Here is a 20,010-nt window from a genome sequence, read left to right on the forward strand (position 1 = left end):
TATTTACGGAGGAAACCGCCGGGCGGCCCGGTCGGGCCGCTCCGGCGGTGGCCCGCAGCCGTTACTTCGCGGGATAGCTCAAACAGGCAGACTAGCTGTCTTTCTTGCCTTCGTCGTTGAGGCGGCGCAGGGTTTCGTCCGGCGTCTCGTCGCGCGGGGCGTCGCTGACGGGGGCGGCGCTGTCGGCCTTGTCGACGGTGAGCGAGGAGGCATCGTTGGGAACGACCGTGGGCTCCTCTGCGGCGACAACCGGCTCGACGATCTTGGTGACAGCCTGGCGGTGAACGGTGGCGGTGTTGCCCGGGGAGAGTTCCAGCAGGACCTTGTTCTCTTCATCGTCGATTTCCACGATGCGGCCGTACAGGCCGAAGCTCGTCATGACCTCGACACCCGGAGCGAACTTCGACTGGAGCTGCGCCTGCTGCTGCTGGGTCTTCTTGTTGCGGCGGAACATCATGAAGACGAAGACGCCGAGCATGGCGAACAGCAGGATGGTCATGATGTCGATGCCGCCGCCGGCCTGCGGCTGGGTCTGGGCAGAAATAAGTCCGAACACAGGAATAGTTCCGTTCTGTACTTGCGTAGCTGGTTGTACAGCAACGTCCGCTTCGCTCCGGGCTGGCTGGGAAACATGCCGAGCCGGCGGCGGCCAGGTGTTGGCCGCGCACAGAAACAAAGACCCGAACGTGCCGAGCGTCATACCAGTCTAAAGGGAAAAGGTTAACGAGCGGTGCTATTGACTATTACGGATCCATTCCGGATCAGCGTCCTGGCCCAGCCCGCCCTGCGGGTCAGGGCCGTCGTCCCCGGCCGGGAAGAGCTCAAGCGGGTCCTGGGCGAAGATTCCGGGAGGCACGGCGAAGCCGAGGTGCGTCCAGGCCGGCGCGAGCGCGATGCGCCCCCGCGGCGTGCGTCCCAGCAGCCCTTCGCGGACGAGGTACGGCTCGGCGACGGTCTCCACCGTTTCGGTTTCTTCGCCGACGGCGATGGCCAGGGTGGACAAGCCGACGGGACCTCCGCCGAATTTAAGGATGAGTGCCTCGAGGACGGCACGGTCGAGACGGTCCAGGCCGCGCTTGTCGACCTCATACATGTCCAGCGCCGCGGAGGCGGCGCGGGCGTCGATCTGCTCGATGCCGTGCACCAGCGCCCAGTCTCGGACCCGGCGCAGGAGCCGGTTGGCGATACGGGGCGTGCCGCGGGATCGGCCTGCGATTTCGCTGAAGCCGGCGGAATTGACCTTGAGGTCCAGGAGTCCGGCGGAGCGCCGGAGGACGAGCTCCAGTTCGCCCACGGAGTAGAACTCGAGGTGGCCGGTGAAGCCGAAGCGGTCCCGGAGCGGCCCGGGCAGCAGGCCGGCGCGGGTGGTGGCGCCCACGAGGGTGAAGGGCGGGAGCTCCAGCGGGATGGCGGTGGCGCCGGCACCCTTGCCGACGACGATGTCGACCCGGAAGTCCTCCATCGCCATGTAGAGCATTTCCTCGGCCGGCCGGGACATCCGGTGGATCTCGTCGAGGAAGAGCACTTCTCCTTCGGACAGCGAGGACAGGATGGCTGCCAGGTCCCCGGCGTGCTGGATGGCGGGGCCGCTGCTGATCCGCAGCGGGGCGTTCATCTCGGCCGCGATGATCATGGAGAGCGTGGTTTTGCCCAGCCCGGGAGGTCCGGAGAGCAGGACGTGGTCGGCGCTGCGGCCTCGCATGCGCGAGGCCTCCAGGACGAGGGAGAGCTGCTTGCGGACCCGGTGCTGGCCGACGAAGTCGTGCAGGTTCTTGGGCCTGAGGGCGGCTTCGATGACCCGCTCCTCCGGTTCCTCTCCCCCGGCGACAATCGACGGCTCAGCCACGGGCGCCTACCCTGTTTCCGGCGCGGGCGCCGTCCTGGCCCAGCCAGCGGAGGGTGGCGCGCAGGATCTCGGCCACGTTGCCGTTCTCGGCCAGTTCGGGGGAATCAGCCAGGGATTTGTCGATGCTGGACGTGGCGTCCTTCTCGGACCAGCCCAGACTCGTCATGGCGGCAACGACCTGCGGCTTCCACACCGTTTCGGAGGATGGGGCCGGGGCCGTGGCGCCGGCGGCGGTTCCGTGCGGGACGAGCTTGCCGGCCAGTTCCAGCACGATCCGGCCGGCGACCTTGGGGCCGATGCCGGGCACCTTCGTGAAGGCCTTGCCGTCGCCGGAGTGCGCGGCGACGCGGATCGCTTCGGGCTCGTGGACGGCCAGGACGGCCAGCGCCAGGCGGGGACCGACACCGCTGACGCTAAGCAGGATGTCGAACACCTCGCGTTCGTCGTCGCTGGTGAACCCGAAGAGGGTGAGGGAGTCCTCCCGGACGATCAGGGAGGTGAAAAGCTTGCCCTCCTCGCCCGCCCGGAGGCTGCTGAGGGTCTGCGGGGTCGCGTTCACGCTCATGCCGGCGCCGTTGAGGTCGATCACGGCGGAGGACAGGCCGACGTGCGCTACGGTTCCGCGGAGAAAACTGATCAAAGCCGGGCTCCTGAAAATTCAGCTGAAAATAGAACCGGGAAGACCCGGCTATCCGAACATATCTACGAATACCCTAGCAAGCAGCCCGGACATTCAGCGTGCACGGCGCGCTTTGGCCTCCGCGTCGGCCCAGGCGCGCTGGGCCGGGGTCAGGGACAGGCTGCCGGGTCCGGTGGTGGCGACGGCGGCTCCGCTCCCGGCCCGCCAGGCGTGGGTGATTGCCAGCGCGAGGGCGTCGGCGGCGTCGGCCGGCCGGGGCGGGGCGTCGAGCCGGAGGATTTTGGTGACCAGTTTGGTGACCGCCTCCTTGTTCGAGGTGCCGCTGCCGGTGACGGCTGCTTTCACCTCGGACGGGGTGTGCAGGGCCACCGGGATGCCGCGGCGTGCGGCGGCGGCGATCACCACCCCGGACGCCTGGGCGACCCCCATCACGGTGCTGACGTTGAGTTGCGAGAAGACGCGTTCGACGGCGAGGACGTGCGGTTCGTACTGGTCGAGCCATTCGTCGATGGAGGTGGCGATGACCAGCAGTCGCTGGTCCAGGCTCTCCTCCGGGGAGGTTCCGACGACGCCGAACGCCACCATGGTGGCGCGGCGGTTCTTTTCGACGTCCACGACGCCGATCCCGCAGCGGGTGAGGCCCGGATCGACGCCGAGGACGCGGAGGGTCACTCGGATTCCAGTGCGGCCTGCACTTCGTCGCTGAGGTCGGCGTTGCTGTAGACGTTCTGGACGTCGTCGAGTTCCTCGAGGGCGTCGACGAGCTTCATGAACTTCTTGGCGGCGTCGAGATCCAGCGGCACTTCCATGGACGGCACAAACTCGGCCTCGTCGGTGTCGTACTCCATGCCGGCTTCCTTGAGCGCATCGCGGATGGCCTGCAGGTCGGTCGGCTCGGAGTGGATCTCGAAGCTGTCGCCGTTGTCCTTGACTTCCTCGGCGCCGGCGTCGAGGACGGCCATGAGGACGTCGTCCTCGGTCAGGCCGTTCTTCGGCAGCGAGACAACGCCCTTGCGGGAGAAGAGGTAGCTGACGGAACCGGGGTCGGCGATGGTGCCTCCGTTGCGGGAGATGGCGAGCCGGACCTCGGAGGCTGCACGGTTCTTGTTGTCCGTGAGGCATTCGATCAGCAGCGCGGAGCCCTGCGGTCCGCGGCATTCGTACATGATCTCGGTGTAGTCCACGACTTCGCCAGTGAGGCCGGCGCCGCGCTTGATGGCGCGGTCAATGTTGTCAGCGGGGACCGAAGTTTTCTTGGCCTTGGTGACGGCGAGTTCCAGGCTCGGGTTGCCGGCGAGGTCCGGGCCGCCCATGCGTGCGGCAACTTCGATGTTCTTGATCAGCTTGGCGAACGACTTGGCCCGGCGGCTGTCGAGGATGGCCTTCTTGTGCTTGGTCGTCGCCCATTTGGAGTGGCCTGACATGCTTTACGCTTCTCCTCTGATCATTCGGATAAACAATTCGTGCACACGCTTCTCGCCCGTCACTTCCGGGTGGAAGGAGGTTGCCAGCAGCTTGCCGCAACGCACAGCAACAATTCTAGCCGTCCCGGCCAGCGCCTCGGGGTGGGACGCCTTGGAAGGTTCCACGGTGGCCAGGACCTCCACGCCGGCGCCGACGCGCTCCACCCAGGGTCCGCGGATGAAGACCGCGTGGACAGGAGCCACGCCGTTTTCGGTGGCGCTGAAGTCGAGGCCCTTGAAGTCCAGATCCGTCTCAAATGATTCGCGCTGCCGGCCGAAGGCGTTGCGGCGCACCGTGATGTCAAGTCCGCCGAACGTCTGCTGCGGGTTGCCGGCGAGGTCCTTCGCGGGGTCGGTGATCTCATCCGCGAGGAGGATCATCCCGGCGCAGGAACCGTAGACCGGCAGTCCGTCGTGGATGCGTTGGCGCAGCGGGTCGCGGAGCCCGAAGGCGCGGGACAGCTTGTCGATGGTGGTGGATTCGCCGCCGGGAATGATGAGTCCGTCGAGGCCGTCGAGTTCGGCCGGCCGGCGGACGCCGATGCCCGTGGCACCGGCGGCTTCCACCGCTTGGAGGTGTTCGCGGAAGTCGCCCTGGAGTGCCAGGACGCCGATCCGCAGCCCAGTTCCCACGCGGGAAGGAGGCACAGAGAAGGGGTTGGTCATCCGAACAGCATAATGCTCGCTGCCCCTGACCCGGGCAAGCGCTGCCGCCTCCCGGCGGGCTTCCATGCCGCCGCTGGGATATATTACAAAGCATGTTTTACTTCAGCGTTCCGCTCGGCAAGCTCGTCCGCCGGGTCTCCCGGCTCAGGGGCGGAGGCTCTGCCCTTCCCGGGCTCGTGGTGGAAAAAATCGACCCCGGCTTCATGCGCAGGACACTGTCCACGCTCCCCCACGGCGTCGCCGTCGTCAGCGGCACGAACGGCAAGACGACCACCACGAAGATGGTGGTGGAACTGCTGGAGAGCCAGGGCCTGAAGGTTTTCACGAACCGCACCGGCAGCAACTTCACCCGCGGCGTGGCCGCTGCGCTGCTTGGCGAGGTGGACTGGCGGGGCCGGCTGAACGCCGACGTCGCCGTGCTGGAACTGGATGAGGCCCACGCGGTGCACTTCGTCAACCAGGTGCCGCCGCGCTACTGCCTTCTGCTGAACGTACTGCGGGACCAGCTGGACCGCTTCGGCGAGATCGACAAGACCGCGCAGCTGCTGCAGCACATCGCCTCCAAGACCACGGGCACGGTGGTACTCAACCGCGAGGACCCGCGCGTCGCACGAATCGCGGACACCGTCTCCGGCCCCGAGGTCCTCTACTTCGGCCTTGACGACTCCCTGCTGAGCACGTTCCCGAACGACGACGAGATGCGGGCCGCCCCCGGCAGCCCGGTGCCGTCGGCCCCCGCGAAGCCGCACGCCGACGTCGTGCTGCGCCGGGTCGGTGCGGCGGACGCGGATTTTGAGTACGACGGCGTCACGGCCACCACGGCGATGAAGCTCCGCGGCGTCTACAACATCTTCAACGCCGCAGCGGCGCTGACCCTGGCCAGGGCCATTGCGGTTAGGGACGGCGCTTTGGCGGACAACGAGGGCCTGCTGACGGCCCTGTCCGAGGTGGCGCCGGCGTTCGGGCGAGGTGAGAGCCTCGTCGTCGACGGCCTGCCGCTGGACCTGGTGCTGGTGAAGAACCCCAGCGGCTTCCGCCTCGGGCTGAAGTCCTTCCCGGCCGCGGGGTACGCCACGATGATCGCGATCAACGACAACTATGCCGACGGCCGGGACATGTCCTGGCTCTGGGACGTGGAATTCGACACCCTCCGCGAGGGCGGCGTGGACCAGTTGAGCGGGTCCCGCGCCTACGACATGGCGCTGCGGCTGCAGTACGACGACGTCGCGATCGGCGCGGTGGACACCGAGATTGCCCCCGCACTGGCGTCCTTCATCAGCGGCGCCAGGGACAAACCGAAGCGGGTCTTCTGCACCTACACAGCGATGCTGGCCATTCGCCGCGAGCTGTCCAAAATCACCACAGTGGAGGTGGTCTCATGACCCCCCAGCCCGACTCCAGCCTCTCCTTCGGGCACGAGCTTCCGCCGGAGGAATCCCCGGCGCCCAGCAAGGGCACCATCCGGGTTCTGCAGCTGTACCCGCGGGACATGAACATCTACGGCGACTGGGGCAACGCCCTGGTGCTGGCCCAGCGGCTGCGCTGGCACGGCTACACCCCGGAGCTGCTGGAGTATAATGTCGGCGACGCGTTTCCCTCGGACATCGACCTGATCGTCGGCGGCGGCGGACAGGACAGCGGCCAGCTCGTCATCCAGGACGACCTGCTGTCGCGCGAGTCAGTCCTGAAGGGCCTGGCCGAGGCCGGCACCCCGATGCTGGTGATCTGCGGCCTCTACCAGCTGTTCGGGAAGTTCTTCAAGACCCGGACGGGATCCGTCATCCCTGGGATTGGCATCCTGGACGTGGAGGCCCACGGCACGGACGAGCGGCTGATCGGCAACGTGGCGGTGTCCTCCCCCGAGTTCGGCACGGTTCTGGGGTACGAGAACCACAGCGGGCAGACCACGCTCGGTCCCGGCGTGTCGCCGCTGGGCACCACGGCCAAAGGCACCGGCAACAACAGCAACGACGGCCAGGAAGGCGCCCGCTACCGGAACATCGTGGCGAGCTACCTGCACGGTTCCCTGCTGCCCAAGAACCCGGCACTGGCGGACTTCCTCATCCGGACCGCCGTGGAACGCAAATACGGCAGCTTCTCCCCCGGCGCCCCGGACGATTCCTACGCCGTCCTCGCCCGCGAGCACGCCGCCCGCCGCCCGCGCTGACGTCACCGGACGCCAAATGGCCGGAAAGCGGCACAGTCGCCGGAACGTTCCGGCGACCCGAGCGCGTCTCCGGCGACCCGCACGCTTCCGGCGACCGGGTCCGCGTTCAGGTCGGCCGAACGCCGAAAGGTCCGCCCACACGACGGCGACGATGCCGACAAGGATTGCCGGCCGGTTCCACGACGAGCTGACAGTGCCGGCACGACCTGTCAGACCCGCGGTCGGGGCGTCCTGCCAGGCCGCAACGATGGCATCCCGGCCGGTCTTCGACTCCTTCTGGCTGATGCGCTCGTTGCACGGGAAGGACGCCAGGAACAGCCACGGCGCGGCCGCCACGGCAGCGTCCGTCCTGCCCGCCGGCCGAGCCTCAACTGCGGCCGGCGAACGCCAGCACGTCCCGCGCGATGCGTCCGCTCGAGGCTGTCCGGAGATGGCCCTTCCCCTCGTACCAGACGAGGGTGCAGTCCGCGATGAGCCCGGCCGTTTCCTGGGCGACGTCGCGGGGGAAGAACTGGTCGGAGCCGCCGCAGATCAGCAGCACGGGCCGCCGGATGTGCGGGAGCACCGCCCGGGAATTGAAGGTCATTTCGCCCCGCACCTCGGTGAGCACATCCTGGGAGGGGAAGTCGGATCCGCTGAGGAGCCGACGGCTGATAAGGGGCCCGATCAGCCGCCGCACCAACATCATCCGCCGGCCCGGCAGCAGATACTCGGCGAAGACCGTCGCGGCGCCGTTCGTGTCACCGCCCGCCAGGGCCGTGGCCATCCGGGAATCGACGTCCTTGCCCCAGTCGCTCAGCTCCGCGGCCGTGACCACCATGGCGATGTGGCCGAAGGAGTCGGGATGCCGGGCGGCGAGATACTGGGCGATCATCCCGCCAAATGATTCAGCCACGACGACGTCGACGCGCCCGCCGAACTCCTCGTCGATCAGCCGCGCGTAGTCGTCCGCCATGTCGGCGATGCTGTGCTCCGGCGGCATGCCACGTCGCCGGGTGACAATCCAGACGGCGTATCCGGCGTGGAGAAAGGCATCGAACTGCCGCCGGAACATCTGTCGCATCATTCCCTTGGGAACCGTGCTGCCCGGGCCGCCCTGGATGAAGAGGAGTGTTTTCGGGCCGTGGCCCCAGCTCAGGTAGTCCATGCCGTTCGGGAGGGTCCCGTTCCGGGGTTCCCGGTCCGCCCTCGATACTTTGCCCACGAAAGCCTCCTGTCCGCGTGCGTCTACGGTTCCTTGGTGATGAGCAGTTCGTGGGCGCCCGCAGCTGCGGCCCCCATCGACTCGACCGCAGTCTGGGTGCGCTTGCGGGTGGCCGCGTCCGCCGCGGCACCGGCGCAGGAGCCCTGCGGGGCGTCCGAGGCAACGGAACACCAGCGGTAGGGGCCGCGGACAATCACCGACGGCGCCCAGGCCAGGTCGGAGGCGGTCCAGGCGCCGGCGGCGTCCTGGCTGAACTGGACCCGGAGCAGCAGGCCCTCGTTGTTCACGACATAGTCCGGCGAGAGTTCGGTGATCCCGTTGCCCAGGCCGTAGGCAATCCAGATGCCCTTGTACTTCTCGATCGGCAGGACCGAATGCGAGTGGTGGCCGTAGATCATGGTGAACTGGCCGCTGTCCGCGAGGGCATGCGCGACGCTCGTCTGCTCGGTGTTGGGGACAGTGGAATACTCGTCGCCGGCGTGCATCGCGCCCAGCACAATGTCGGCGCCCAGGTCCCGGGCCTTCTTCGCCTTGGCGATCATGACGTCGGGGTCGAGCATGTCCACCTGCCAGGGCGCCTCCGGGAGCAGCCCATTCAGCCCGTAAGTCGCACTGATCACGGCGATCTTGGCCGCGGCGGTCTGCAGGATCAGAACGCCCTGGGCGTCCGCTTCGGTCCGGTAGGAGCCGGTGTGCTGCACGCCGGCGGCGTCGAGGGCGTCCAGCGTGCGGACCAGCCCCGCGGTGCCACGGTCCACCGTGTGGTTGCTCGCGGTGGTGCAGGCCTGGTAGCCCACCTGCTGGGCGGCCGTGATGATCTGCGGCGGAACGTTGAAGGAAGGGTACGACGAGAAGGGCCCGGTGGGTCCGGCTACCGGCGTTTCCAGGTGGCAGATCGCGAGGTCACCCTGCTCGATGTACTTGCGCTGGCCCTCAAGCAGCGGCCCGAAGTCCAGGCCCTTGGCGCCGGTGGCCAGTGCGTCCGCGCGGGCCTGTTCCCAGAGCTGGTCGTGGACCAACATGTCCCCGGTGACCACGACCGAGGCGCAGCGGTCGGCCGCGCAGTCAGGCCCCTTCCCCGGCGTCGGCGTCGGCGTCGGCGTCGGAGTGCTCGACGTCGGTGCCGCCGTCGTCGATTCCGGCGCCTGGGTTGCTGCCGGGCCGGCGGAGGTGCCGCCGGCATCTGCGGAAGCCGACGCGCTGCTTTCCGGACGGGCGCCGATGCCGCAGGAAGCGACGGAAGCCGCGAGGGAGACCGCTGCGGCCGCGGCGAGAAGACGTCCGCGCAGCCTGGGGGTGATGGTACGCATGGCGCTAATCCTACGGTGGCGCCGGTCACAACACGCGCAGCAGGCCGTTGAGAACCTGCCCCTGACATGAAAGAGTTATTTCATGACCAATCCACTGATGAGCCCCAGCCCCATGCCGTTCGGCCTGCCGCCCTTCGCGGACATCGCCGAGGAGCACTACGCCGAAGCCGTCGAGGCCGGCCTCGCCGAGCACCTCGCCGAGATCCAGGCGATCGTGGACACGCCGGAACCTGCCACTTTCGAGAACACCGCGCTGGCCATGGAGCGGTCCGGGCAGCTCCTGCAGCGTGCGGCGGCCTCCTTCTTCACCCTCGTCTCGGCCGACGCCTCGGACGCCATTCGCGACCTTGAGACCACACTGTCCCCGCGGTTCTCGGCCCACCAGGACGCCGTTTACCTCAACCGCGGGCTGTTCGAGCGGTTCGCCGCCATCAACACCGACCAACTCGATGCCGAATCAGCGCGCCTCGTGGACGAGTACCTCAAGGAGTTCCGCCAGACCGGCATCCAGCTCGACGATGCCGGCCAGGAACGGCTCAAGGCCGTCAACGCCGAGCTCTCCCGGCTCGGAACCGAGTTCGGCCAGCGGGTGAAGGAAGGAATGAAATCCGCCTCGCTGCTGCTTGACGACGCCGCCGAGCTCGCCGGCCTGCCCGCTGACGATGTTGCCAGCGCGGCCGAAGCCGCCCGCACCGCCGGGCACGGGGACAAGTTCCTGCTGACCCTCATCCAGCCCAGTAACCAGCCCGCCCTCGCGTCGCTCGAAAACCGGGACGTCCGCCGCCGCCTGTACGAGGCCTCCATCGGCCGCGGCAGCGACGGCAGCGCCCTCGATGTCCTGGACCTGGTCAAGGACATGGTCCGGCTCCGCGCCGAGAAGGCGGCGCTGCTGGGCTTCGCCAACTTCGCCGAACTCGTCGGCGACCAGCAGACCGCCCCGGACTTCGCCGCCGTGCAGACCATGATGAACCGGCTCGCTCCGGCCGCTGTCCGGAATGCCGACGCCGAGGCCGAGGCGCTGGCTGAAGTCGCCGGCCACCCCCTCGAGGCCTGGGACTGGGCCTACTACTCCGCGAAGGTCAAGCGCGAACGCTACGCCGTGGACGAGCAGGCCCTGCGCCCCTACTTCGAGCTGGACCGCGTCCTCACCGACGGCGTGTTCTTCGCCGCCAACGCGCTCTACGGCATCACGTTCCACGAACGCGCCGACCTCGCCGGCTACCACCCGGACGTGCGTGTCTGGGAAGTCCGCAACTCCGACGGAACCGGGCTGGGCCTGTTCCTGGGCGACTACTACACGCGCGAATCCAAACGCGGCGGGGCCTGGATGAACTCCCTCGTGGAACAGTCCGGACTGCTCAACACCCGGCCCGTGGTGATCAACAACCTCAACATTTCCAAGCCGCCGGCCGGGGAACCCACGCTCCTGACCCTGGACGAGCTCCGCACCACCTTCCACGAGTTCGGCCACGCCCTGCACGGCCTGTTCTCCGCAGTCACCTACCCACGGTTCTCCGGGACCGCCGTGCCACGGGACTTCGTGGAGTACCCCTCGCAGGTAAACGAAATGTGGATCATGTGGCCGGAGGTCCTGGCCAACTACGCCCGACACCACGCCACCGGAGAGGCGCTGCCGCAGGAGGTTGTGGACAAGCTCGACGCCGCGCAGCTCTGGGGCGAGGGCTTCGGCACCACCGAATACCTGGGCGCGGCCCTGCTGGACCTCGCCTGGCATGTGCTGGACGGCACCGATATCCCCGAGGACGTCCTGGAGTTCGAGGCCAAGGCACTCGCCGCCGCCGGCGTGGCGCACCACCTGATCCCGCCGCGCTACCGCACCGGATACTTCCAGCACATCTTCGCCGGCGCCGGCTACGCCGCGGGCTACTACTCCTACATCTGGAGCGAAGTGCTGGACGCCGAAACGGTGGAATGGTTCAAGGAACATGGCGGCCTCACCCGCGCCAACGGGGACTTCTTCCGCGCCGAGCTGCTCTCCCGGGGCAACAGCCGCGACCCGCTGGATTCCTTCCGCGCCTTCCGCGGACGCGACGCCGGGCTCGAACCGCTCCTCAAGCGCCGCGGCCTCGACTAACCCGCACGCCACTCCCGTCGACTGCTCCGTAACCGCCCTTTTGGAGCCCCATAAGGGCAGTTGCGGAGCAATCGATGGGGAAACAAACGACGACGGCGGCGAGTCACCAGAAAGGTGACGCGCCGCCGTCGTGGGTGCTGCTTTGGTGCAATTACCAGCCGCGCTCGGCGAGGCGGTGCGGCTGCGGGATCTCGTCCACGTTGATGCCGACCATGGCCTCGCCCAGGCCGCGGGAGGCCTTGGCGATCTCGTCCGGGTCGTCGAAGAAGGTGGTGGCCTTCACGACGGCGGCGGCACGCTGGGCCGGGTTGCCGGACTTGAAGATGCCGGAGCCGACGAACACGCCGTCGGCGCCGAGCTGCATCATCATCGCGGCGTCGGCCGGGGTGGCGATGCCGCCGGCGGTGAACAGGACAACGGGGAGCTTGCCGGTGGCGGCAACTTCCTTGACCAGTTCGTACGGTGCCTGCAGTTCCTTGGCGGCGACGTAGAGCTCGTCCTCGGCCATGCCGGCGAGCTTCTTGATCTCGGAACGGATCTGGCGCATGTGGGTGGTGGCGTTGGAGACGTCGCCGGTGCCGGCTTCACCCTTGGAACGGATCATGGCCGCGCCCTCGTTGATGCGGCGCAGGGCCTCACCGAGGTTCGTGGCGCCGCAGACGAAGGGAATCGTGAAGTTCCACTTGTCGATGTGGTTGGCGTAGTCGGCCGGGGTCAGGACCTCGGACTCGTCGATGTAGTCCACACCAAGGGTCTGAATGACCTGGGCCTCGACGAAGTGGCCGATCCGGACCTTCGCCATGACCGGGATGGACACGGCCGCGATGATCGCCTCGATCATGTCGGGATCGGACATGCGGGACACGCCGCCCTGGGCGCGGATGTCGGCGGGAACGCGTTCCAGCGCCATGACTGCCACGGCTCCGGCATCCTCAGCGATGCGGGCCTGCTCGACGTTGACGACGTCCATGATGACGCCGCCCTTGAGCATCTCCGCCATGCCGCGCTTGACGCGGTTGCTGCCCGTAACGCTCTTCGCAGACGCGCCGGCTTCGCTGCTTACATCAGGTGTAGACACAAAAACCCCTATGGGTAGATAGATGACCTCGCCGGAGCGCGGACGGCACACAGATGCCGCTTCGCACACACCGGATTACCGGATCCATTGGCCGGTAGTGCTAATACTAGTCCCCCGCCGCGCCCGGCTGAATTCCGGTTACACCCGCGGGCGCACCGGAGCGGCGCACTCAGGCGGCCTGTCCGGTCGCGGTGCCTTCGGTCTCGTCCAGCGACTGGCGGCGCACGGTGATGATCCGCTGAATGATCGTCACAAGGCTCGCGGCGGCGAGCAGGCACAGCGTCACGAAAAGAACCACGGTGGGCAGGCCCAGGCCGGTGAAGCCGGTGACCACCAGGACGGATACCAGCCGCTCGGCGCGCTCGGCAAAGCCCACATTGGCCTGGAAGCCCAGCGACTCGGCCTTCGCCCGGGCGTAGGAGACCACCATGCCCAGGACGAGGCAGAGGATGGCGGCAATGGCGATGGGGGTGTCCGCACCTCCGGTGAAGAACCAGACAGCGACGCCGGCGAACAGCGCTCCGTCGGCTATACGGTCCAGGGTGGAATCCAGGAAGTTGCCCCAGCGCCCTCCGCCCTTTTGCATCCGTGCCATGATGCCGTCGATGACGTCGGAGAAAATGAATGCGGTGATGAAGAGCGTGCCCCACCACAACTGGCCCAGCGGGTAGAACACCAGGGCGCCGACCACCACGCCAAGCGTCCCGACGATGGTCACGGCGTCCGGGGAAACCCCGATCCGCAGCAGCCAGCGGGCAAGCGGGGAGAACAGCGCGGTGAAGAAACCGCGCGCGTGCCTATTCAGCATCCGTCGCCCCGGCGGTCGCCTGCCCCGCGTCGTTGGCCTGGGGCCAGGCCTCCGCCACCTGCTGGCGGACCTCGCCCAGGGTCTGGGTGATGGCCTTGGTCTGGGCGATGATCGGGAAGAAGTTCCCGTCCCCGCCCCAGCGCGGCACCACGTGCTGGTGCAGGTGCCCGGCGATACCGGCGCCGCCGGTCACGCCCTGGTTCATCCCGAGGTTGAAACCGGTCGGGTTGGCGACCTTGCGCAGCACTCGCATGGCCGTCTGCGTCAGCTCGGCGAATTCGGCCGTTTCCTCCACGGTCAGGTCCGTGTAATCGGGAATGTGCCGGTACGGGCAGACCAGCAGGTGGCCCGGGTTGTACGGGAAGAGGTTCAGCACGACGTAGCTGGTCCGCCCCCGGTAGACGATCAGGGAATCGTCGTCCTCGCGTTCCGGCGCCACGCAGAACGGGCAGTCGTCCACGTTCTTGAACTGGTGCTGCCCGCCCTTGATGTACGCCATCCGGTGCGGAGTCCACAGGCGCTGGAACGCGTCCGGCACACCGGCCAGACCAAAGTCGTCGGTGACGCCGTCGTCCCCCGGATACTCCGGAGCGGCCCCTGTGGTTTCCTGCATCCCTGGTTCTTCCCTGTCCGCTAGCTGGTCCGGTTGCGGACAGCGTCGACGATCCGCTGCACGGCCTCGGCCACCGGCACGCCGTTGTCCTGGCTGCCGTCACGGAAGCGGAAGGACACGGCGCCAGCTTCGGCGTCGTCTCCGCCGGCGATCAGCACGAACGGGATCTTGTCCTTGCTGGCGGTGCGGATCTTCTTCGGGAAACGGTCCGAGGACATGTCCACCTCGGCGCGGATGCCAGCGGCCTTAAGCTGGTCGACGACGTCGAACATGTAGTCGTTGAAGGTCTCGGCCACCGGGATGCCGACCACCTGGACGGGAGCGAGCCAGGCCGGGAAGGCGCCGGCGTAGTGTTCGGTGAGCACGCCCATGAACCGTTCCACGGAACCGAACAGGGCACGGTGGATCATCACCGGGCGCTGGCGGGTGCCGTCCGCGGCCTGGAACTCGAGTTCGAAGCGTTCGGGCAGGTTGAAGTCCAGCTGGATCGTGGACATCTGCCAGGTGCGGCCGAGGGCGTCCTTGGCCTGGACGGAGATCTTGGGGCCGTAGAACGCGGCTCCGCCCGGATCCGGGATGAGCTCCAGGCCGGAGGCTTCGGCCACTTCCGCCAGGGTGCGGGTGGCTTCATCCCAGGCGGCGTCGTCACCCACGAACTTGTCTTCGTTCTTGGTGGAGAGTTCCAGGTAGAAGTCGTCCAGGCCGTAGTCCTTGAGCAGCCCCAGGACGAAGTTCAGGGTCGCGGTGAGCTCGTCCTTCATCTGCTCGCGGGTGCAGTAGATGTGGGCGTCGTCCTGGGTCATGCCTCGCACCCGGGTGAGGCCGTGCACGACGCCGGACTTCTCGTAGCGGTAGACCGAGCCGAATTCGAACAGCCGCAGCGGCAGTTCGCGGTAGGACCGTCCGCGGGAGCGGAAGATCAGGTTGTGCATGGGGCAGTTCATCGGCTTCAGGTAGTAATCCTGGCCGGGCTTGCGGACGGTGCCGTCCTCGTTCAGTTCCGCGTCGATGTGCATCGCCGGGAACATGCCCTCCTTGTACCAGTCAAGGTGGCCCGAGACCTCGTAGAGGTGGCCCTTGGTGATATGCGGGGTGTAGACGAAGTCGTAGCCGGCCTCCACGTGGCGCTGGCGGGAGTAGTCCTCCATGGCCTTGCGGATGATGCCGCCCTTGGGGTGGAACACCGGCAGGCCGGAGCCCAGCTCATCCGGGAAGGAGAACAGGTCCAGCTCAGCGCCGAGCTTGCGGTGGTCGCGGCGTTCGGCCTCGGCGATGCGCTCCTGGTAGGCCTTGAGGTCATCCTTGGTGGGCCAGGCGGTGCCGTAGATGCGCTGCAGCTGCTGGTTGTTCTGGTTGCCCAGCCAGTAGGCGGCGGAGGACCGTGTCAGTGCGAAGGCGTTGGAGATCAGCTTGGTGTTGGGCAGGTGCGGGCCGCGGCACAGGTCGCACCAGATGCTGTCCCCGCTCTTGCGGTCCACGTTGTCGTAGATGGTGATGTCGCCGGCGCCGACCTCGACGTTGACGCCTTCACCCGCTTCGGCGGCGTTGTTCTTCTTGCCCAGCAGTTCGAGCTTGTACGGCTCGTCCTTCATCGCGTCGCGGGCCTCGTCCTCGGTGACCACGCGGCGGACAAACTTCTGGTTCTGGTTGATGATCTTCTGCATCATCTTTTCCAGCGTCTTCAGGTCTTCCGGGGTGAACGGCTCCTCGACGGCGAAGTCGAAGTAGAAGCCGTCGGTGATGTACGGGCCGATGCCCAGCTTGGCGTCGGGACGCAGCTGCTGCACGGCCTGGGCCATGACGTGGGCGGCGGAGTGGCGCAGGACGTTGAGGCCGTCCGGGGAGTCGATGGTGACGCCCTCGACCGTGGCATTCTCGGGCAGCGGCTGGTCCAGGTCCTTCAGCTCGCCGTTGACTCGGGCCACAACGACGTCGCGGCGCTCAAAAAAGAGTTCCGCGCCGGTGGTCCCGGTAGTCACCTTGGTCTCTTCGCCATCGACGAGAAGGGTGACCTGCTGGGCATCTGACACGGGTGTCTCCTATTCAAAGTTAAGGCTTCGTAGCTTGTGGCGTACGGGGACCACAGCCAGCCTCGTCCATGCTATCGGTTTCTGAAGAGGCCAACCAACGCGCCACTCAGCCTCCCAGCCCGGTAATGGCGAGGTTTCGGTGGATACCGTCCAGCGGGCCGGGCGGCTCCGGTTCCCGGTGCTCGGGGATCCCGGACGCCGGGACCGGGAACGGCAGGGTCCCGGTGCGGCTCAGATCCCAGGCCATGCTGGCGCTGATGCTGATCCCCCTCGGCCCGGTCCGCCGGGTGGTTCCACGGATCAGCAGCAGCCTGGTGCCGAACAGCAGCGGCCCGGCCAGCTCCTGGGCCTCATGGAAGAAGACGGAGTCCACGCAGCCCGTGCCGTCGTCGATGCTGATGAACACCACGCGGCGCCCTCCCCGCATCGGAGGGGTCTGGGTGGCGACGCGGACCCCGGCGACCAGCACCTCGGTGCCGTTGCGCAGTCCCAGCAGCTGGTCCGATGTTGTGACGCCCAGCCGGTCCAGCAGCGGCCGGTGGCTGGCCATCAGGTGGTCGCTGACATCCACCGCCATCAGGTCCAGCTCGGCCCGGACGGTATCCACCAGGGTGGGCGCGGGCAGGCCGGCCTTGAGGTTTTTCAGCTCGACGTCCCCCAGCGGCAAGGACAGCTGCCCCTCGATCACGTCGATGCCTTTCCGCTGCGGCCTGCTTTGAAGGGTCTGCAGATGCTGCACCAGGTCCGCGCGGTTGGCCGTCCCGCCGGAGGCCCGGTGCAGGGAGTCGAAGGCTCCCAGCTGGGCCAGCCGCTGGATGCTGGGCTTGCTCAGCCGGGACCTGGCCCGCAGGTCCGCGAGCGAATCATAGGGCTGTCCCGCCACGATCCTTTTCAGCTCGGTTCCGGAGAGACCGTAGATGCCGTTCAGGCTCAGCCGGATGCCCAGCTTGCCGCGGTCCGGGCCGGTGGCCACGCGTTCCACGCGGTACTCGGCCTGGCTGCGGTTGATGTCCAGGGGCAGGATGGGGATCCCCAGCCGCCGGGCCTCTGCCACCAGGAGCCGTTTGGGATACATGCCCGGATCGTGTTCCCACAGCCCGGCGAGGAAGGCCTCCGGGTGGTGGGTCTTGAGCCAGGCCGACTGGTAGGTGGGCACGGCAAAAGCGGCGCCGTGGGCTTTGCAGAACCCGAAGCTGCCGAAAGCCTTGAGCGTCCCCCAGACCTTGTCCACCACCTCGGGGCTATACCCCCGCGAGCGGGCCTCCTTCCGGAAGAACTCCTCCACCCTGCCTTCCAGGACGTCGTTGCCGAGGGCACGGCGGAATTCGTCGGCCCGCGCCAGCCCGCAGCCGGTCATGACGTCAAAGGTCTTCAGGATCTGTTCATGGAACACCGTGACGCCGTGCGTCTCCTTGAGGACGGGTTTGAGGTCCGGGTGCGGATAGACCTCGGGGGCGAAGCCGTGCCGGTGCTCCAGGAAGGGCCGGACCATGTCCGATTTCATCGGACCGGGCCGGAACAGGGAGATGTCGATGATGAGGTCATTGAACTCCCGGGGGGCGAGTTTGCCGATGAGCTCCCTCTGCCCGGGCGATTCGATCTGGAAGCAGCCCAGGGTGTGCGTGCTGCGGATCAGCTCATAAGTGGGTTCGTCGTCGAGCGGCACGGCGTTGAGGTCGATCCTGCCGTCCGCGGCAATGTAGTCCGGGCCGGTCCCGTCCGGCCCCGCCGGGTGGGCGCCGGCTGCCACCACCTCGGCCTTGGAGGGATGCAGCCGGATCACCTCGCGGACGGCGAAGGCCATGGCGCTTTGCATCCGGACGCCGAGGACATCGAGCTTGAGCATGCCCATCGGGTCCATGTCGTGCTTGTCGAACTGGCTCATCGGCAGGCCCAGCCCGCTGGGCTGCACGGGCGTACGGTCCAGCAGGGTGGCGTCCCCCAGGATCACCCCGCAGGGGTGCATGGAGATGTGGCGCGGCAGCCGGTCCAGCCGCTCCGTGAGGTCCACCAGCAGGTCCAGCTGCTGGTTCTCACTGAAATCACGCTGGCCCACCCGGCCGGCGAATTCCTTCAGCTCGGGCTTCTCCACGAGGGCTTCGCGGAAGTTCCGGGCCGAAAACCGCCACAGCTGCTTGGCGATGTCCCCGATCTCCCCCTCCTCCATGCCCAGGGCCAGGCCGGCGTCGCGCACGGCACCGCGAGCGCGGTAGCCGTTTTGCATGCTCATCAGCGTGACGCGCTCGGAGCCGAAGCGCTCAAAGATCCTCCGGTACACGTTGTGCCGTTCGGCGCTTTCGACGTCGATGTCGATGTCGGGCAGGGTGGCGCGGTCCCGGGAGAGGAAGCGTTCGAAGATGAGGTCGTGCTGCAGCGGGTTCACCTGGCTGACGTCGATCAGGTAGTTGACCAGGCTGGATGCGCCAGAGCCGCGGGCCGCCGCCCGGACTCCCATGTCCAGGATCATCCGCGAAACCTCGGCCACGGTCAGGAAGTAGGCGGCGAAGCCCAGGCTGTCGATGATCCGCAGCTCGTGCCCCAGCCGCGAGCGCAGTTCCTCGGCGGGTTTGCCGGTGATCCCCGGGAACCGCCTGCTGATGCCTGCCTCGCAGCGCTGGGTGAGCTCCACCAGGGCGTCCCCGGCGATTCCGATGACCGAGGCTTCCGGCACTACCGGGTGCTTCCATCCCATGTCTGCCACGGGGTCGATCCGGCAGCGGTCCGCGAGCGCCTCGGTCTGTGCCATCAGGTTCTTGAGGTCCGCGGCGCCGTACCCGGCGGCGTGCATGATCTCCTTGCCCAGCTGGAGCATCTGTGCCGCGGATTTGAGCCAGCCCTGCCCGTTGGGCTGGAGCAGCGGGGCGGCGGAGAGTTCGGGCAGCGATTTCAGGGTGCGGGCGGAATCCAGCACGTCCGCGGTGGCCGCTCCGTCCTCGGCGACATACCGCACGGCGTTGCTCAGCACGGCCGGAACCCCGTGTTCGGCGGCGAGCTTGAGCATCCGTACCGCGTGGGCGGTGCTGAGCGGCTCCCCGGGCGGGCTGAGCTGGCTGACCACCTCGGCGGCGATGGTTCCGGTCGGCATGGCATCGAGCCAGCGTTTGAACAGGGTGCGGGGGCGCAGGTAGCGCCTTCCTCCCATGGCACGTCCGACGTCGGAGTCCGGGCCGACCAGCACGGTCAGCACCGGCTTGAGGGTTTCCGGGTGCAGGGTGCGGGAAGCCAGCTCGGCCCGGGTCACGGCGACGGGCACCGCTCCCCCGGCCTTGCCCGTCGTGCGGGCATGCGCATCGGAGATCAGCCGGCACAGCGCACGGTAGCCGGCGCCGTTGTTATGCCCGTGGGCCAGCACGACGACGCGTCCGCCCACCTGGGTGCGGAGGTCGCCGTCGTCGTCAAAGACCGCAAGGTCCACTCCGACGACCGGGTCCAGCCCAGCGGCCATGCAGGCCTTCAGGTGCTTGATTGTCCCGTAGAGGCCGTCGCGGTCCGTACAGGCGAGCGCCGTCGCTCCGTCCGCGGCCGCGGCGGCGGCCAGCTCCTCCGGCCAGGAGACCCCATAGTGGGCACTGAAGGCGGTGGAGACATGGAGATGGGTGAAGCTCATGCTGATTCGGGCTTACGGATTGGAGGCAGGGCATCGTGGATCCGCAGCAGGCGCCAGCGTCCGCTGCCCACATGCCGGGTCAGGTCAAGGGTGAGGCTTTCCTGGTCGGGGGAATCTGCCCGGCGCACCTGGACCCGCCAGATTTCGTGGTCCACGAGTCCGGGGCCGCTGCCCAGGGGAGCACGCTGTTCTTCCGCCCACCATTGGCGTCGCTCGTACCAGCGAACCGGTTCGGCGCAGACCGTGTAGTGGCGGCCCGCCCAGTCGAGCTCCAGGGGCTGGCCGGAGGGCGCGCAGACGACGTCCACCGACTCACTGAACATGCCCATCGCGCCTCCCGGACCACACCATCTGCAACACCCGTCTGTACCAACACAGCCGGCAGCTATTCGAATATATCTTCGAATAACTCCAGTCTACGACGGTGCCGGCGCAAAACCTAGATAGGGGTGGACGGACGCAGGCACAGGTAGCAGGATTGAG

17 protein-coding genes are annotated in these 20,010 nt (G+C 67.7%); 3 read left to right on the top strand and 14 right to left on the bottom strand.

Annotated elements, in window-relative coordinates; all coding sequences use genetic code 11:
* Positions 1-91: 91 nt before the first annotated feature.
* The 6 genes from yajC to pdxT form a co-directional block, all read right to left on the bottom strand.
* Positions 92-499 carry a preprotein translocase subunit YajC gene (gene yajC, locus ABIC21_RS10545; protein ID WP_354350394.1) on the bottom strand — a complete coding sequence of 136 codons (408 nt, stop codon included), beginning with the start codon at positions 497-499 and terminating at the stop codon, positions 92-94.
* Positions 500-733: 234 nt separating this feature from the next.
* On the bottom strand, positions 734-1,846 hold the full coding sequence (gene ruvB, locus ABIC21_RS10550) for a Holliday junction branch migration DNA helicase RuvB (RefSeq protein ID WP_354350346.1): 1,113 nt from the start codon (positions 1,844-1,846) through the stop codon (positions 734-736).
* Positions 1,839-2,486 (bottom strand): Holliday junction branch migration protein RuvA, encoded by a 648-nt coding sequence (ruvA, locus tag ABIC21_RS10555; RefSeq protein WP_354350347.1) that lies wholly within the window; start codon positions 2,484-2,486, stop codon positions 1,839-1,841. Before ruvA ends, ruvB begins: the two co-directional genes overlap by 8 nt.
* A gap of 93 nt (positions 2,487-2,579) precedes the next feature.
* Positions 2,580-3,158 (bottom strand): crossover junction endodeoxyribonuclease RuvC, encoded by a 579-nt coding sequence (gene ruvC, locus ABIC21_RS10560; protein ID WP_354350348.1) that lies wholly within the window; start codon positions 3,156-3,158, stop codon positions 2,580-2,582.
* On the bottom strand, positions 3,155-3,910 hold the full coding sequence (locus ABIC21_RS10565) for a YebC/PmpR family DNA-binding transcriptional regulator (RefSeq protein WP_354350349.1): 756 nt from the start codon (positions 3,908-3,910) through the stop codon (positions 3,155-3,157). The genes ruvC and ABIC21_RS10565 overlap by 4 nt, the downstream gene beginning before the upstream one ends.
* 3 nt (positions 3,911-3,913) lie before the next feature.
* Positions 3,914-4,615 carry a pyridoxal 5'-phosphate synthase glutaminase subunit PdxT gene (gene pdxT / locus ABIC21_RS10570; RefSeq protein ID WP_354350350.1) on the bottom strand — a complete coding sequence of 234 codons (702 nt, stop codon included), beginning with the start codon at positions 4,613-4,615 and terminating at the stop codon, positions 3,914-3,916.
* 92 nt (positions 4,616-4,707) lie between these two features.
* On the opposite strand from pdxT, the gene ABIC21_RS10575 reads away from it, so the two are divergent.
* Positions 4,708-5,997 carry a Mur ligase family protein gene (locus ABIC21_RS10575; RefSeq protein WP_354350351.1) on the top strand — a complete coding sequence of 430 codons (1,290 nt, stop codon included), beginning with the start codon at positions 4,708-4,710 and terminating at the stop codon, positions 5,995-5,997.
* Positions 5,994-6,782: a type 1 glutamine amidotransferase gene (locus tag ABIC21_RS10580; protein ID WP_354350352.1), complete on the top strand. Its 789-nt coding sequence runs from the start codon at positions 5,994-5,996 to the stop codon at positions 6,780-6,782. Before ABIC21_RS10575 ends, ABIC21_RS10580 begins: the two co-directional genes overlap by 4 nt.
* 367 nt (positions 6,783-7,149) lie before the next feature.
* Here the strand turns inward: ABIC21_RS10580 and ABIC21_RS10585 are convergent, their stop codons facing one another.
* Together ABIC21_RS10585 and ABIC21_RS10590 are read right to left on the bottom strand one after the other, a co-directional pair.
* A complete protein-coding gene (locus tag ABIC21_RS10585; RefSeq protein ID WP_354350353.1) occupies positions 7,150-7,986 on the bottom strand; it encodes an alpha/beta fold hydrolase in 837 nt (278 codons plus the stop codon).
* A gap of 23 nt (positions 7,987-8,009) precedes the next feature.
* Positions 8,010-9,296 carry a CapA family protein gene (locus ABIC21_RS10590; protein ID WP_354350354.1) on the bottom strand — a complete coding sequence of 429 codons (1,287 nt, stop codon included), beginning with the start codon at positions 9,294-9,296 and terminating at the stop codon, positions 8,010-8,012.
* An 82-nt stretch (positions 9,297-9,378) separates the two neighbouring features.
* Here ABIC21_RS10590 and ABIC21_RS10595 point away from each other — a divergent pair, with 82 nt between their 5' ends.
* Positions 9,379-11,391, top strand: coding sequence for a M3 family metallopeptidase (locus ABIC21_RS10595; protein ID WP_354350355.1), 2,013 nt, complete (start codon positions 9,379-9,381; stop codon positions 11,389-11,391).
* A gap of 151 nt (positions 11,392-11,542) precedes the next feature.
* Here the strand turns inward: ABIC21_RS10595 and pdxS are convergent, their stop codons facing one another.
* The 6 genes from pdxS to ABIC21_RS10625 all read right to left on the bottom strand — a co-directional run bounded on the left by pdxS (position 11,543) and on the right by ABIC21_RS10625 (position 19,856).
* Positions 11,543-12,469: a pyridoxal 5'-phosphate synthase lyase subunit PdxS gene (gene pdxS / locus ABIC21_RS10600; RefSeq protein ID WP_354350356.1), complete on the bottom strand. Its 927-nt coding sequence runs from the start codon at positions 12,467-12,469 to the stop codon at positions 11,543-11,545.
* Positions 12,470-12,638: 169 nt separating this feature from the next.
* Entirely contained in the window at positions 12,639-13,277 is a 639-nt protein-coding gene (gene pgsA, locus ABIC21_RS10605) for a phosphatidylinositol phosphate synthase (protein ID WP_354350357.1), read from the bottom strand.
* On the bottom strand, positions 13,267-13,890 hold the full coding sequence (locus ABIC21_RS10610) for an HIT family protein (protein WP_354350358.1): 624 nt from the start codon (positions 13,888-13,890) through the stop codon (positions 13,267-13,269). The genes pgsA and ABIC21_RS10610 overlap by 11 nt, the downstream gene beginning before the upstream one ends.
* Positions 13,891-13,910: 20 nt before the next feature.
* Positions 13,911-15,920, bottom strand: a complete 2,010-nt coding sequence (thrS, locus tag ABIC21_RS10615) for a threonine--tRNA ligase (RefSeq protein WP_354350359.1) — start codon at positions 15,918-15,920, stop codon at positions 13,911-13,913.
* Positions 15,921-16,026: 106 nt separating this feature from the next.
* Positions 16,027-19,527, bottom strand: a complete 3,501-nt coding sequence (locus tag ABIC21_RS10620; RefSeq protein ID WP_354350360.1) for a DNA polymerase III subunit alpha — start codon at positions 19,525-19,527, stop codon at positions 16,027-16,029.
* Positions 19,524-19,856, bottom strand: coding sequence for a DUF6504 family protein (locus tag ABIC21_RS10625; protein WP_354350361.1), 333 nt, complete (start codon positions 19,854-19,856; stop codon positions 19,524-19,526). The genes ABIC21_RS10620 and ABIC21_RS10625 overlap by 4 nt, the downstream gene beginning before the upstream one ends.
* Positions 19,857-20,010 lie beyond the last annotated feature (154 nt).

This window comes from Pseudarthrobacter sp. PvP090 (assembly GCF_040547365.1).
In the GTDB taxonomy this organism is placed as follows: Bacteria; Actinomycetota; Actinomycetes; order Actinomycetales; family Micrococcaceae; genus Arthrobacter.